7 protein-coding genes and 3 pseudogenes are annotated in these 14,529 nt (G+C 41.0%); 1 reads left to right on the top strand and 9 read right to left on the bottom strand.

Annotated features, from left to right (window positions below; all coding sequences use genetic code 11):
- Together SK608_RS09805 and SK608_RS12000 are read right to left on the bottom strand one after the other, a co-directional pair.
- Positions 1 to 1,414 (bottom strand): DUF1542 domain-containing protein (locus SK608_RS09805; protein WP_033678681.1); only part of this gene is annotated, 1,414 nt, incomplete at its 3' end.
- 324 nt (positions 1,415 to 1,738) lie between these two features.
- Positions 1,739 to 2,449: pseudogene (locus tag SK608_RS12000) on the bottom strand (DUF1542 domain-containing protein); the annotation flags it as partial.
- Between SK608_RS12000 and SK608_RS11845 the strand changes: the two are divergent.
- Positions 2,388 to 2,537 carry a hypothetical protein gene (locus SK608_RS11845; RefSeq protein WP_160165263.1) on the top strand — a complete coding sequence of 50 codons (150 nt, stop codon included), beginning with the start codon at positions 2,388 to 2,390 and terminating at the stop codon, positions 2,535 to 2,537. The pseudogene SK608_RS12000 and the gene SK608_RS11845 sit on opposite strands and share 62 nt — an antisense overlap.
- Before the next feature lie 251 nt (positions 2,538 to 2,788).
- On the opposite strand, the pseudogene SK608_RS12005 reads toward SK608_RS11845, so the two are convergent.
- The 7 genes and pseudogenes from SK608_RS12005 to SK608_RS09840 all read right to left on the bottom strand — a co-directional run.
- Positions 2,789 to 3,076: pseudogene (locus SK608_RS12005) on the bottom strand (DUF1542 domain-containing protein); the annotation flags it as partial.
- A gap of 5 nt (positions 3,077 to 3,081) precedes the next feature.
- Entirely contained in the window at positions 3,082 to 3,579 is a 498-nt protein-coding gene (locus tag SK608_RS12010) for a DUF1542 domain-containing protein (RefSeq protein ID WP_350353735.1), read from the bottom strand.
- Positions 3,567 to 7,118, bottom strand: coding sequence for a sialoglycan-binding domain-containing protein (locus SK608_RS09820; RefSeq protein ID WP_033678685.1), 3,552 nt, complete (start codon positions 7,116 to 7,118; stop codon positions 3,567 to 3,569). Before SK608_RS09820 ends, SK608_RS12010 begins: the two co-directional genes overlap by 13 nt.
- A gap of 416 nt (positions 7,119 to 7,534) precedes the next feature.
- A pseudogene (locus tag SK608_RS11525) lies at positions 7,535 to 7,999 on the bottom strand (Rpn family recombination-promoting nuclease/putative transposase); the annotation flags it as partial.
- Positions 7,986 to 8,876: an Rpn family recombination-promoting nuclease/putative transposase gene (locus SK608_RS09830; protein ID WP_033678689.1), complete on the bottom strand. Its 891-nt coding sequence runs from the start codon at positions 8,874 to 8,876 to the stop codon at positions 7,986 to 7,988. The pseudogene SK608_RS11525 and the gene SK608_RS09830, both read right to left, overlap by 14 nt.
- Before the next feature lie 100 nt (positions 8,877 to 8,976).
- Positions 8,977 to 10,665 carry an alpha-L-fucosidase gene (locus SK608_RS09835; RefSeq protein ID WP_033678691.1) on the bottom strand — a complete coding sequence of 563 codons (1,689 nt, stop codon included), beginning with the start codon at positions 10,663 to 10,665 and terminating at the stop codon, positions 8,977 to 8,979.
- 1 nt (position 10,666) lies between these two features.
- The gene (locus SK608_RS09840; protein ID WP_050489940.1) at positions 10,667 to 14,455 is read right to left on the bottom strand and encodes a glycoside hydrolase family 2 TIM barrel-domain containing protein; all 3,789 of its coding nucleotides are present in this window, start codon (positions 14,453 to 14,455) and stop codon (positions 10,667 to 10,669) included.
- Positions 14,456 to 14,529: the final 74 nt, after the last annotated feature.

The following is a 14,529-nucleotide window of genomic DNA, read 5'->3' on the forward strand; positions in this document are numbered from 1 at the left end:
TAACTTTATCTTCGATCGCTTTCTTCTCAGCGTCTGTAAGTTTTTCTGGATTTGCTACTACTGTCTTATCTGCTGGTTTAACGATGTCGTTGCCTGCATTTGGTTTAGTTGCAGCTTCTGGATCTTTCGTCAAATCTGCTGCTGGAATTACAGCTGTCTTACCTTCTGGAGTTGTGACTGTCGCATTTCCTTTATCATCTACAACTACTGTTGCATCTGGATTTACAGCTTTAACTTTATCTTCGATCGCTTTCTTCTCAGCGTCTGTAAGTTTTTCTGGATTTGCTACTACTGTCTTATCTGCTGGTTTAACGATGTCGTTACCTGCATTTGGTTTAGTTGCATCTACTTCTGATTTGAATAAATCTTCTGATGGGATTGTCGCAGTAGTTCCATCTTTCAGTGTAACTGTCGCATTACCATCTTCATCAAATTTAACAGATTTAGTTTCTGGGTTTAATTCTCTTAATTTTTCTTCTACTTTAGCTTGATCATCCGGATCATTTGCTTCACCGGCTACTTTGTCTGCTGGTTTAACAATTTTACTATTTCCTGCATCTGGGTTAGAAGTATCTTCTTTAGTTCTTACTAATTCTGATGCTGGAATTGCTGCAGTTTTACCTTCTGGAGTAGAAACAGAAACAGTTCCATTTTCATCGATTGTTACGATAGCATCTGGATTTACCTCTTCAACTTTAGCAACAATCTTAGCTTTCTCTTCGTCAGTTAAGTTCGATGGATCTTTTACGATAACTTTATCAAGTGGTTTGTTAATGTCATTTCCACCTTTACCGTTATCTAACTGGTCCTCAGTTTTCACTAATTTTGTCGGATTGATAATTCCTTTATCGCCAGCTTCTGTTGTTACTTCGATGTTTCCATTTTCATCATATTTAACTTCTTTAGCTGTTGGGTTAACTTTCTTAACTTCTTCTAAGATTTTAGCTTTTTCTTCATCTGTTAATGCACTTGGATCTTTTACTAATACTTTATCAATTGGTCTGTTTACTTCTCCAATTGCTTTAATAGCCGCCTTATCAGCTTCTTCTATTGTATTAACATCGTCTACACTACTTACTGCATCAATTGCTGCTTTAGATTTTTCCGCAGCTTTATCTACTTTAGCTTTTAATTTAGCTTTAGCTTCAGGAGTTAGATCGTTACGCGCATCGATTTCTGCTTTCTTAGCTGTTGCTTCTTCATCAATTGCTTTACGAGCATTTGGTTTATCTTCTACAACTGGTACAGATTTTTCAATTTCACCTTCAGCTGCTTCTTGAAGTTGCTTAACATCTGCATCTGTTCCAGCTTTATCGATTTCTTCCTTAGCTTCTTCTGCTTGAGCTTTAGCTGCATCTGCTGCAACTTTCTTCTCTTCATCAGTAGCATCTGGAGTATTAGCAATATCTTCCAATTGTTTTGCTAATTTATCTTCGATTGCTTTCTTGGCTGCTGGTTTAGTTACTGCTTCTGGATTTACAGCTTTAACATCTGCTACACCTTTAGCTTTTGCACCATCTACTGCTTTTTGAGCTTCTGCTGCTTTTTCTGGTGTCTCTGCATTAGCTGGTTGATCGTTGATTGCATCTGTTGCTTCTTTCGCTTTAGCTTGAGCTTCTTCCTTAGCTGCTGCTTTTTCTTCGTCAGTTAAGTCTTTACGCTCGTCGATTGCTTCTTCTTTCTTAGCTAACTCTTTTGCAATTTCTTCTTTAGCTTTTTCTTTCGCTACTGGATTTACTTTCGCAACTTCTCCAGTACCAGCATTTTTCGCTGCATCTACTGCTGCATCTGTTGTTGCTGCATCGATTGCTTTCTTAGCGTCATCTGCTGCTTTCTCTGCTGCTTTCTTAGCTTCATCTTTTTCTGCTGGAGTTAAGTCTTCACGTGCGTTAATTGCGTCTACTTTAGCTTTAAGAGCTTCATCTACTGCTTTTTTAGCTTCTGGTTTCTTAGCCGCTACTGGATCTACAGCTTTAACATCTGCTACACCTTTATCTTTTGCACCATCTACTGCTTTTTTAGCTTCTGCTGCTTTTTCTGGTGTTTCTGCGATAGATGGTTGAGCGTCGATTGCATCTGTTGCTTCTTTTGCTTTCGCTTGCGCATCTTTCTTAGCTGCATCTTTTTCTTCGTCAGTTAAGTCTTTACGCCCGTCGATTGCTTCTTCTTTCTTAGCTAACTCTTTTGCAATTTCTTCTTTAGCTTTTTCTTTCGCTACTGGATTTACAGCTTTAACATCTGCTACACCTTTATCTTTTGCACCATCTACTGCTGTTTGTGCTTCTGCTGCTTTTTCTGGTGTTTCTGCGTTATCTGGCTGTGCGTTAATAGCATCTGTCGCTTTTTTAGCTTTTGCTTGAGCATCTTTCTTAGCTACATCTTTTTCTTTGTCAGTTAAGTCAGGACGTGCATCGATTTCTCCAACTTTCTTAGCTAATTCATCTGCGATTGCTTGCTTAGCTGCTTCTTTCGCTACTGGGTTTACAGCTTTAACATCTGCTACACCTTTAGCTTTAGCTGCATCTACTGCATCTTGAGCTGTTTTAGCTGCTGTTGGTGTAGTTGCTACATCTGGCTGCTTGTTAATAGCGTCTGTTGCTTCTTTTGCTTTCGCTTGTGCTTCTTCCTTAGCTTTTGCTTTCTCTGCATCTGTTAAGTCTTTACGTGCATCGATTGCTTTTTCTTTTTCTGCTAATTCATCTGCGATTGCTTTTTTAGCCGCTTCTTTAACTACTGGAGTTACATTTGCAACTGCTGTAGTTCCATCTGTTTTAGCTTTATCAACTGCTGCATTTGTAGTTGCTGCATCAACAGCATCTTTAGCTACATCTGCTTGCGCTTTTGCTACTTCTTTCGCTTTAGTTTTCTCTTCTGGAGTTAAATCTGTGCGAGCATCGATTTCTTGGTTTTTAGCTTCTAACGCTTTATCGATTGCTTTTTTAGCTTCTGGTTTAGCTTTAGCTACTGGATTTACTGCAGTAACTTCATCTACACCTGTTTCCTTAGCTGCATCTACTACATCTTGAGCTGTTTTAGCTGCTTCTGGTGTAGCTGCTGCATCAGGTTGTTCTTTAATTTTCGCTAATTGTGCATCAGCTTTATCTTTTGCTTCATTCTTAGCTGCTGTTTTTCTTCATCAGTTAAGTCTGTACGCTTATCAATTTCGCTATTTTTATCTTCTAATGCTTTTGCAATTGCTTTCTTAGCTTCCGCTTTGGCTACTGGAGTTACATCTGCAACTGCTTTAGTTCCAGCTTCTTTAGCTTTAGTAACTTCTGCATCTGTTGTTGCTGCATCGACAGCTTCCTTAGCTTTATCAGCTGCTGCTTTTGCTGCTTCTTTAGCTTTAGTTTTCTCTTCTGGAGTTAAATCAGTACGAGCGTCAATTGCTGCTTCTTTAGCTTTAACAGCCTCGTCAATTGCTTTCTTAGCTTCTGGTTTTGCAGATACTACTGGGTTATCTTTTGCAATTGCATCGGTTCCTGCTTTTTCTACTTTATCTAACTCAGGTTTAGTTGTAGCATTAGAGTTAGCAATATTTTCAAGAGCTTTAGCTTTATCTGCATTTACTTTAGCGATTGCTGCATCTTTTCTTCTTGAGTTGCTGCTGCGTTATCATTGATAGCTTGGATTTGTTTGTCAGCTGCTTTATTAACCGCATCGATAGCAGGTTGTTTGTCTAGAGTTACAAACTCTGATAATGGTCTTGTATCTTTTGAACCATCTGCGTATGTTACTACAAGATTTCCTTGGTCATCTTTTGTTACTGAAGCAATTTTAGCATCTTTATCTGTAACTGGAGCATCTTTTGAGATATTTGCATCGTCATTATTCTTATTGTGCTCAAGTTGTAGTTTTTCTTTGATTTTAGCTAATTCTGCTTCTGTAACGTTAGCTGGATCTGTTACAGCTACTTTTTCAGTTGGCGCCTTGATATCGTACTTGTCTGTTTGAGATTTAACGATGAACTGAACGTATCCTGGTTTTTGTTGACGTACTGCGTCATCAGTCGAAGCATCAAAGTTCTGATCCGTTGGGAATGAGCTAGCATTATCATTGTCATTAGCAACAACAAAACTTGTCCGTTGGTTTGGAGCTGTAAGTGTTGTAACACCAGTCATCTTGATAGTTGCTGTTCTCTTATCGTCAGATACTGTTCCTTCGCCATTTGTAACTACATCGTTATCAATCTTACCTGTTGTAAATCCATAACCTGCAGTGTTATCAGTTCCAACACCACCTGGTCCACGTAGGTACAAATCTTTAACTTCTGCATCATCTGAAGCTTTGAATGTTAAGTCAGTATTTTCACCAGTACAAACATAGATTTGTTTCTTATCTGGGTTTGAGTATGGAAGTTCAACTGTTGGAGCTGGATTTGTACGTGCAAAGTCAGTTAATGGTCTGCTATCTTTAGAACCGTCTTTATAGGTTACTACAACATTGTTCCCATCTTTTGTAATAGATTCAATACGATCATCTTGATTTTCTACTTCTGTACCTTTTTTATCAGCTAGATTTTTATCTGGGTTTTCGGTAGAGTATTGAATTTTAATATTTTTCTTAATCTCATTAAACTCAGCTTCTGTGACATTATTAGCATCCACTACAGGAACTTTTGTAGCTGGAGTTTTAATATCATATTTGGCTGTTTGAGCTTTTAGTTTGATAGTGAATGAACCTGGGTCAGTCGCATATGAATTAGAAGTTGCAGTATTCTCGATAAATGCACCATCAGTATCTGTAGCTGTTGCATAACGAGTTACAATTGTAAGTTCTTGACCTGCTTCTTTAGGGAATTTATTCTCAGCAATTCCAGAGTTATCTTTTGAAATGTTCCCTTTAATTTTTACAATAGCTGGATTTTCAGCAGTTGCTGGGGTTTCTGTAGAGATTTTTTCAACTGTTGTATTGTACTGATTATCTAAAACATCAGGATTAGATGCATCTTTAGCTGGTGAATCCTGATTTCCACCACGTTTAATTGTAGCAGATGCTACTTTTCCTGAATCATCTGTAAATTTAACAGGAATTTCAAAATCTTCGTTCGCATACACGTAAACGTCTTTTTTACCCTCTACAGAGTAAGGAATTTCTACTGTTGGAGCTGCGTTTGTACGGGCAAATTTAGTTAATGGTAATGTATCTGTAGATCCATCTTTATACGTTACCACCATATTGTTATCTACTTTTGTAACAGATTTAATCTTAGCATCTTTATCGTCAACATTTTGACCTTGTTTCGCAACTAAGTTAGCATCTGTATTCGTTTTAGAATAGTGAAGTTTGATGTTTGCATTGTTTGCACCAACTATTTTTGCGAACTCTTCAGCTGTTACATTATTAGCATCAGCTACTGGTACTTTAGCAGCTTCGTTTTCAGGTGTTGTAACATCGTATTTTTGAGTTTGTGGTTTAAGGATAACAACGAAAGAACCTGGATCATCTGCACCTGTTGCGCTTCCTCCAATTTCTCCTCCATCAGCATCTGCAACTCGTAGGAAACGCCATCCTAAAGTTAAACCTGCTGGGGTTTCTCCTCTAGTCGCTGCATCTAACTTATCTTGTTTTAAACCATCTGTCGCCGCTGGTGTACCTGAGTAAGTGATTACCGCTGGATTTGCATCTGTTGCTGGCGTCTCAGTAGTAATAGTAGTCGCTGTGTATCCATATTGAGTACTAATTTTATTTGTTGCACCCGGAACTGGATCAAATTCTCTGTTACCACCTCGTCTTACTGTTGCACTTGAAATTTTTCCGCTATCATCTTTGATTTTAATATCAAATGAGTTTTCTTCTGCACCGTAAACATAAATTTCTTTAGCTGCTGCATTGGAGAAAGGAAATTCCGCTGTTGGTGCTTGGTTTACACGTGTGAAGTCAGTTACTGGTCTTTCAGCTGTTGTTCCATCGTTATAAGTAATAACAACTTTATCTCCTGATTGAGTAACTGTAGCAATCTTACCGTTAAGGTTGTTTCCGTCACCTTCTTGTAATTTAGCTTTAATTTGATCCAATTCTGGTTGTTGAAGTTGTGCTGGATCAGCTACAGCAACCTTATCAAAGTTTGCAGCTTTATTTGCTAAATCTTCTGTGTATTTTACGTTTTGTGAACGAACTTTGAACCATACTTGAGCATCTGGATCAGATGAACCTTCGTTGTCCATTTCATTGTTACTTGCATCTTTAGCACGAACTTTACGTGATACTACGGTTGAACCATTTTTCCACGGATTTCCATTAAGGCGCGCTTGTAATTTTCCAGTAATGCTAAGTGTCGCTGGATGGTCAGCTGTGGCTGTTGCTTCACGATCAATATTAGAGTTGTGTAATCCATACCCTATATCAGTTTCAGATCCACTACCCATTTTTTGCATCCAACCTTTAACAATCTTACCGCTGTTATCTGTAATTTTGATACGTCCAGTGATATTTGTTTCTTCTGTTGGTGTTACCCAAATTGTTCTAGATGCTGCATCATCATAGTCAATTGATACTTTTGGTCTTTCTGTATCAGCAGTTTCTGCACGGAAAGCATTGTTTTTATCTAATGCTTTACCGTTACGAGCATCATTAGATCCTGTGTTTTCGATTGAGTTAGATTCTGGGTTTTTCTCAGTGTTTTCTGCTGTTTTACCTACAGTTTCTTTACCTTCAGTTGTATCTACTGCTGGAGTTTCTTTTTTCTCTACAGGTTTGTTTTTTAATTTAGAGTTAGCTGTAGTGACAAGTTTGCTGTAAGCTTTTTTTAGTTCAGCTTGAGTAGTTGCGTTCGCTAATGTAGCTTTTGCAGATTCTAGTTCAGCTTTTAATACTGCAACACTTTCTTCCGTTTTGTTATCGTAAGAACCGTTAGAAAGTTTTGTCTCAATTTCTGAAATGTAGCTTTCAAGTTGGGTCTTGTCCAAAGTTGGAGTTGCTGGCGCAGCAGCTGTGTCTCCAGGTTGGACAGGTTGGATTTGATCCGCTTGAACAGATACAGCTCCATTCCCTAAGAACATGAAAAGAGCAGCGACAGCTACACTAGCCGCCCCAAAACTATATTTACGGATCGAGTAACGAGTGACCTTCTCACGGTGCAGACGTTCAACACGACTCATAGATGGTTTGTTTTCCATTATTTTCTTTTCTCCTTTTGTAAGGTTAATTAATTTGATTTCCACATGACACCTATATGTAGAGATCTACAATTTACATTTTATCTTATTTTCAATATATATGCAAATGATTTGAATTAAAATTTTCGCAAAAAAAAAAAGCGTTTTGGGAAAGTAAGGAATTTTCAGATAAATTGGTTTTGTATATTTTCTTGTTTTTGTAAATAAATAATTCACATGTTTTTATAACAAATTTGCTTTTGTTTTAATTCCATCCATAAAGATAGCGCATTCATATAGGATTGGTAGTAAAATAAATAAGTTTGATGGGTGAAACAAACTATTTTTGCACCGCATAAGAAAAAATTATCCGTAAAACACATGAACCAAAAATAAAACATGCTACCTCATTTCGGTAACATGTCATCGTTTTCTACTTACAACAAGGCCTCAAACTCAGCGACGGTCATACCTAATTGCTGGCTAGCTATCTCGGAAGTCAGAAGACCTTGACGTACTAGATTTACTAAACCTACTTTTAATCCCTGTTCAATGCCTTCTTCTCGTCCTTGTTCACGACCCTCTGCACGACCACGTTCAAGACCACGCTCTAAGCCCTTTTCCTCAGCTTGTTCCAAGGCATAGTCATGCGCTAATAAGGCTTGTTCTTCTCGCATACGTAGTTGGCTAAACATCTTCCTGTCCTCCTCGGACCAGCTCTTGTAGTCTAGCAGTTGATCTGCTTGGCTGATGGCTCGCTCAGGTTCTTGGGTAAAGGGCTTATTCCCGAAAAACTCCAACCACGGCTTGCGAACGCTATCCTTGCTGGTTTCTCTGTACTTTCTTAATTCCAAGAATGCCATCTTGACCAGATGATTTTCTTGACCATTATTTGTGATAGTCTTTCAATAGCGCCTCAAACTCAGCCACGGTCATGCCTAATTGCTCACTCGCAAATTCGGAAGTTAGAACATGTTGGCGTACTAAATCTAGAAAGGTAAAAATTTTCCCACGTTCTAAACCTTTTTCTTCAGCTTGTTCCAAAGCATAGTCTTGTGCTAACAATGCTTGTTCTTCGCGCATACGTAGTTGACTAAACATCTTCCTGTCCTCCTCAGACCAGCTCTTGTAGTCTAGCAGTTGATCTGCTTGGCTGATGGCTCGCTCAGGTTCTTGGGTAAAGGGCTTATTCCCGAAAAACTCCAACCACGGTTTGCGAATGCTATCTTTGCTGGTTTCTCTATATTTTTTTAATTCCAAGAACGCCATCTTGACTAGATGGTTTTCCTGACCGTTGTTTGTAATTGTTAAAGCCTCACCTGTCGTGTCCTCGCGCATGCTAAAGCTATGAAAAGCTAGGTCATCTGAGAAATAATTGCTGTCCACAATTGCAATAGCATAAACTGGTGCGATGTGTTTGTAACTCTGGTGGGTGTCACCTTCACGTTGACGAATTTTTTCAAGATTTTGATTGACCTGACTGCACAAATAAGCCCACAGGCGATTGATGAAAAAATTCTGATGATGCACCTGAATCTCAATAATTACCTGAGTGCCATTATCCAACTCCGCCAAGACGTCTATACTGGTATAGAAATCCTGTGCCGAGTAAGGTACGGAAGGCAAGACATGAATATTGCTTCCCTCCAAAATGGTCACATTTTTTGCTGGTAAATCCAACATATCGCGGATAAATTGACAAGTGATTTCTGGATTGCTAAAGATTTTCTTAGCAACCAAGTCATTGGTTGGACTGATGCCCGGATGTCTTAAAATCATCCATTTCCTCCTTCTATTATACCATAGTTTGAAATCTAATTTTGTTAGATTCGATGGCTCTATCTATTTATTCGGAAAGGAAATGAATTGTGAAGATATTTTATCTCGTTTCAACTAAAATATGAGCTTGATCAATCAGTTGTCCATCAATAGTCAGATTCAGATAGAAATCCAAGGTCTTATCAGCAGCAAAATACAGGGTTGGTATGGTCAAATCTTTTTTGCTTTCCCCAGCTTGGAATTGAAGGACTTGAATCTCGTCCTGATAGGCGACACCATGGACACCTGTCCCCGGTTGAATCGAAATCTTAGCCTCTAAAGGAGTATCACTTTCGCTACGTTCAATCCTAAAATGAAGAGTCTCTCCCTTTGCTACAGCTAGACTTTTTTCTGCAAATGCTAGTCCCTGAACAACTTCTTTTTGTGATAAGCTAGGAGTTTTATAGAGGGAAATCTTGGTCAATACAGGAATAGATTGTGCCTCTGTAATCATCACGCGCACCTTCTGTGCCTCTACTAGCGGACCTCGCAGGAGACGCTTATGACCAACTGTGAAGCCCCTGCCAAATTCCTGCCAGACACCATCCACCTCTACTTGCACATAAAAAGCAACGATTCGTTGCCCTAGCTTCAAATCTTCTCTTAACTCAATTACATCAAAAGTTTTAGGTGACCCTAAGTCGAGTTCTAACTGGATTGGAAAGTCTGCAGCGCTTGCCCAAGAGCTAGTTTCAAGGCCGTCTGTCAAATGGCGACAAGCAAAGTCTGCGGAAAGAGCAGGACCAGATACCTCAGCTCCCAGAGCCAAATCTTCTTTATAGAGCTCATTGCGATAGGCCGCAAATTCATAGAGGCGTTCAATATCCTTTGCATCAAAGAGCCCATCTTTATTCGGCGGAATATTAAGCAAGAGTGGAGTTCCCCGACCCACCGAGTGAAAGTAGATTTCGATCAACTCCTCAAGTGACTTAGGATCCTGCTCTTCATGGTAAAACCAACCCGGCCGGATGGAAACATCTGCCTCACCGATTGAAAAAATAGTGCCTGAAGAATCTCCATGCTGAAGATAATCCAGCTCTGCTTCTGTTCCTAGTTTGTCAGGATTCACCTTTTGCCACAGTGGATCACCTGCATACCCTCGTTCATTGCCAATCCAGCGGATACTAGTGCCTTCTGTTGAAAAAATTAAGCAATCTCCCTGCAGTTCACGAATGGTTTCAAACCATTTTTCAAATTCATAATTGACCTTTTGAGCGCCCTCTCCTCTGGCACCATCCATCCAGACCTCAGCAAATTTCCCTCCATTTCCATAGGCAGGATTTGATAAAATTTCCTTCAGCTGAGCCAGATAATAGGCATTATAGTCCGCTTCTCGATCCACATGATAGAGGGGGCTGTGGGCGTCCCAGGGTGATAGGTAGACCCCCATATCCATATCAAACTCTGTGGCAGCTTGGGATACTTCAAGGAGCAAATCTCCCTCTCCATTCCTCCAAGGACTGCTCTTGAGCGAATAATCTGTGTGAACTGTCGGATAGAGGACAAAGCCGTCGTGGTGCTTGACCACCAAAATCAACTTTTTAAAGCCCGTTTCCTTGAGCACGCGAACCCACTCACGCGCATCTAACCTTGTCGGGTTAAATCGTCCAGGATCCTCCTGACCTGTACCCCATTCCTGGTCATAAAAGGTATTGGGACCAAAATGGATAAAGGCTGCTAGTTCATCCTCTAAATAAGCTAGCTGGGCCTGACTAGGCAAGGGGCCATGCGGTTTTATTTCTCTTACCATATTACTTCCTATCTACATTTTTCTTTACTTTTTTTGCATACACTTGCAATTCTGTTAACGCTAGGGGACTGGTCAAATTTTCAAATCGAAGACGAAGGGCATAGGTTTCCACCTTGTCAAATTCAAAACGAAGCTCTTCATCCTTGTCGCTTGAAACTTTTCGGATAGCTGATACAGGGCGCCAATTCTCCTCTTGCTTGAGCAGGGAATCCTTATCCAAATGATTTGGAGTCCGAGGCAAGGTAGGCTCATTCCCTACATAATAATCAATAAAGGCCGGATCAATAGCCACATATTCTTGATTCTCAACATAATACAAGGTCACGTTATCCACAAATCGCGGTTTTAAAATCCCTGCATCTCCAAAAAGAATGCCCACGCTGGCTTGCTCTGACTTGGTAATCCAAGTATTGGCTGTCGATTTTTTCCGAGCAATGACCTTGTCATTGAGGTAAGAGGCTGGGTGATTTGGCTCTGAGTGGGAAGCAAAGACCAGAGGCAGGTTAGATCCTGTCCACTGATTGGAAATAACTTCCCCATCTACACTGACATCTGTCACATGAATGGTGACTGTTGCTGGCAACTCACAGCCCGCTACTTGTCCTGTGAGCACACTTTCTCCTACCTGAGCATAGACTTGAGGTTCGAGTTCATCCCAAGTCACCTTGGCCGTATCTCGTCTGCCATCTGATAAGACTAGCTTGACTCGGTCTGGTAAATGTGGAACTTCCTTGACAAGCGTCCAAACCTTTTCAGGCTCAATAGCGCAAATCCCTTGGACACAAACCTGAGCAGAAGCCTTTAAATCCAAACACTCTAGCTGACCAGATACCGTAAACTCATGAAAGCTTGCCATATCTTCTTCGGAGATTGCCTCCCAAACAACCTTTACTCGTTTTGCACTACCGGACTCATAGTCCACCAAAACTGAAGATGGCAACTGTGGATAAGTACCCTTATCTGTATACAAGCGAAGAGGTCGTACAGAAACTACCTGCCCCAGTGAGGTATTTTCTGCAACCTGCAAATGAGTTTGATAGGTTTTCCCTTGATAAATAGCACTGATAACCAAGTCGCCTGCAGACAAGCAATGAAGCACTCCCTGCTTGATAATGGCGTGGGCACTACCACTCGTCTCCCAAATCACTTCACTATTCCCCACCTTGTTCACAGGGTTATCCACAGTTTGTGGATAAAGTCCAATAGCTGGGGAATCCCCTTCTTGTAAGCCTGCCTGCTTGTCCACTCGAATCTCAAATAAGCGCCGATTTTTCACTGGCTTGCAATCAAAAGCCTCTCCCACTAAGAGATCAAAACTTGCCGGCTCTAGCCCTCTGGCACTGGCCTTTACTCTTACTTGACCTACCTGCTCCAAGCTCTGAACTAAGAGGACACCTCTGCCATGAAAGGCTTTCCGCTTAAACCGACCATTTTTCTGAGCCTGATAACGTTCACGACTGGCCTGCCTGCCATTATCAACACCCACAATGCGAGCAGGGCCTTCAATTTTAAAACGAAGCTGATTGGAAGCACTCGGCACCCAATTTCCATCCTTGTCCAATACATCAAAATAGAGATAAAGGAGGTCTTGCCCATCTGGCTCCAGTTGTGTTTTCTCGGCATGTAACCCGATTTTGGCTGGCTTACCTGCAGTCACCACCCTATCTTCTGCCACAAGCTGACCTTGATGGTCATAGGCCACAGCACGCAATTCTCCCGGTTGATAAGCCAAACGCCATTCAAGATAGAGTTGATCAGAACCTTCTCCCTCTTGGTATTTTCTACCATCTGAAGTCCATTTTTCCTGAAAGGTCTTCCTACCTTGGGATTTTTCATTGAGAAATAGCTCTACAGAACGGGCATTTGAATACACTCGAACAGGGATATCCCCATACTTATCCACAACTTGTTGATAACTCTTGTGGATTTCCCAATTCCAGTGGGGTAAAATATGAACCATAGGATGCTGATCTAGCTCCAACCACTGACTTTGATAGAGATAATAATCATTTTTAGGACTCCCTGCTGTGTCCACGATCCCAAAATAAGAACTCTTGACAGGCGTGTCATTTTGATTGTGCCAAGGAGTCGGCTCACCGATATAGTCCACTCCTGTCCAGATAAACTGACCTGCATAGTCTAGCCGATTTCTATCTGCTATCCAAGAAGCCGTCGCCGTCTTCCCCCAAGGAACCCGATCATTGCCATAGTCTGACTGTTCAAAATTCCGCACGCTACGATTATCCCCAACCCATTCCTTATCTGGGCGAAAATAGCTATCACGCGTTCGGGTAGCCGATGAGGTTTCAGACCCATAAAGTCGCCACTTGGGATGTCTTTTGCGAATACCATCAATATTATCTTCCGAGTAATTTAAGCCCACCACATCCAGCAAATTGGCTATCTTTTCATGACCTCCAGAACCATCTCCGAAGCGAAACTGGTCCATTCCCATGGTCACAAAACGGCTATCATCAACCTCCTTAACCCTTTCTAGCAAGCGTTTGATCGTCTTCAATGAATGAGTATCGCCATTTGCTTCACTAACTTCATTTCCCAAGGACCACATGAAAATCGCTGGATTGTTCTTGCCACGCTCAATCATAGTGCGCAAATCATAATCTGACCAGAAATCGCCTGCTTTCGCTTCTGGATGAGTCGCTTCTTCCTCAAAAAAGCGACCATAATCATATTCTTTCTTGCCTCCATACCAGGTATCAAAGGCTTCTTCTTGGATGAGTAGCCCCATTTTGGCAGCCACATCCAGCAAAATACTACTAGCTGGATTATGGGTGATTCGAATCGCATTGACGCCCATTTCCTTCATCTGGCGCAAGCGTCTCTCAGCAGCTGACCTGTTTTCCACAGCTCCCAGCGCTCCATAGTCATGGTGCAAACAAACCCCATGAATCTTCAACCAGCAACCATTTAGAAAGAAGCCCTTATCCGCTTGCCAATCCATATAGCGATAACCAAAGGTCTCCTCTTCTTCATCAACCAAAATGCCATTTTTGTAGATTCGAGTCTTCAACTGATAGAGATGAGGATGATCAATATCCCAAAGCAAGGGTTGAAAAATTGATATCGCTTGTTGAAAATGATGTTTTCCCCCAGACTCAATCACTACAGAATCTGTCGACTGCCAGTCAGAAATCTGCTGCCCTTCATGCCAGATACTCTGTTCCAAATATACCGACACAGACTGAGGCCCATCATTTGAAATCTTGCTTGTAAGCTGAGTTTCCACCCATCCATCTCTTTGTTCCTTTAGCTTGGGACTTACTATCTTAATCCCATACAAATCTAGATGAACTGCATCTGTAATCAACAATTTTACTTCTCGGTAGATACCACTGCCCGAATACCAACGACTGCTAGGTTGCTGATTTTCCACAAAAACTGCGAGCTGATTGGCTGTCCCATCATTTCTTAGATAAGGCGTGATATCATAAGAAAAGGGTGTGTAGCCATTGGGATAATAGCCCAGCACTTGCCCGTTGATATAGACTTGGGAATTCATGTAAATCCCGTCAAAGAGCAAACGCACCGATACAAGACTGGCATCTTCTTCCAAGTAAAACTGCGTCCGGTACCAAGCCTGACCTCCATTTAACTGACCACCCTCATTTTGCGCTGGCGAATACTGGTCAAAATCATTGTAAATACTCCAGTCGTGTGGCACTTGAATAGCCTGCCAATTTCCCCTCTGAAAATCCGGTGCCAAGGCCTCTTCCTTCCCCACCTCTTGGCTAAAAAACCAGTGATTTCGTAAAACTTCTTCTCTTCTCATACAAGCATTCCTCTTTAAACAAGTCTATCAATTTGACTATATCATAAAACAAAAGCGCTTTCAAGACTTCCTCC

The organism is Streptococcus mitis subsp. hohhotensis, from assembly GCF_000722775.1.
GTDB classification, from domain to species: Bacteria; Bacillota; Bacilli; order Lactobacillales; family Streptococcaceae; genus Streptococcus; species Streptococcus carlssonii.

Coding starts and splice junctions, on each gene's coding strand:
- SK608_RS09840 (WP_050489940.1), bottom strand. CDS start 14,455: ATGAGAAGAGAAGAAGTTTTACGAAATCACTGGTTTTTTAGCCAAGAG.
- SK608_RS09830 (WP_033678689.1), bottom strand. CDS start 8,876: ATGATTTTAAGACATCCGGGCATCAGTCCAACCAATGACTTGGTTGCT.
- SK608_RS09820 (WP_033678685.1), bottom strand. CDS start 7,118: ATGGAAAACAAACCATCTATGAGTCGTGTTGAACGTCTGCACCGTGAG.
- SK608_RS09835 (WP_033678691.1), bottom strand. CDS start 10,665: ATGGTAAGAGAAATAAAACCGCATGGCCCCTTGCCTAGTCAGGCCCAG.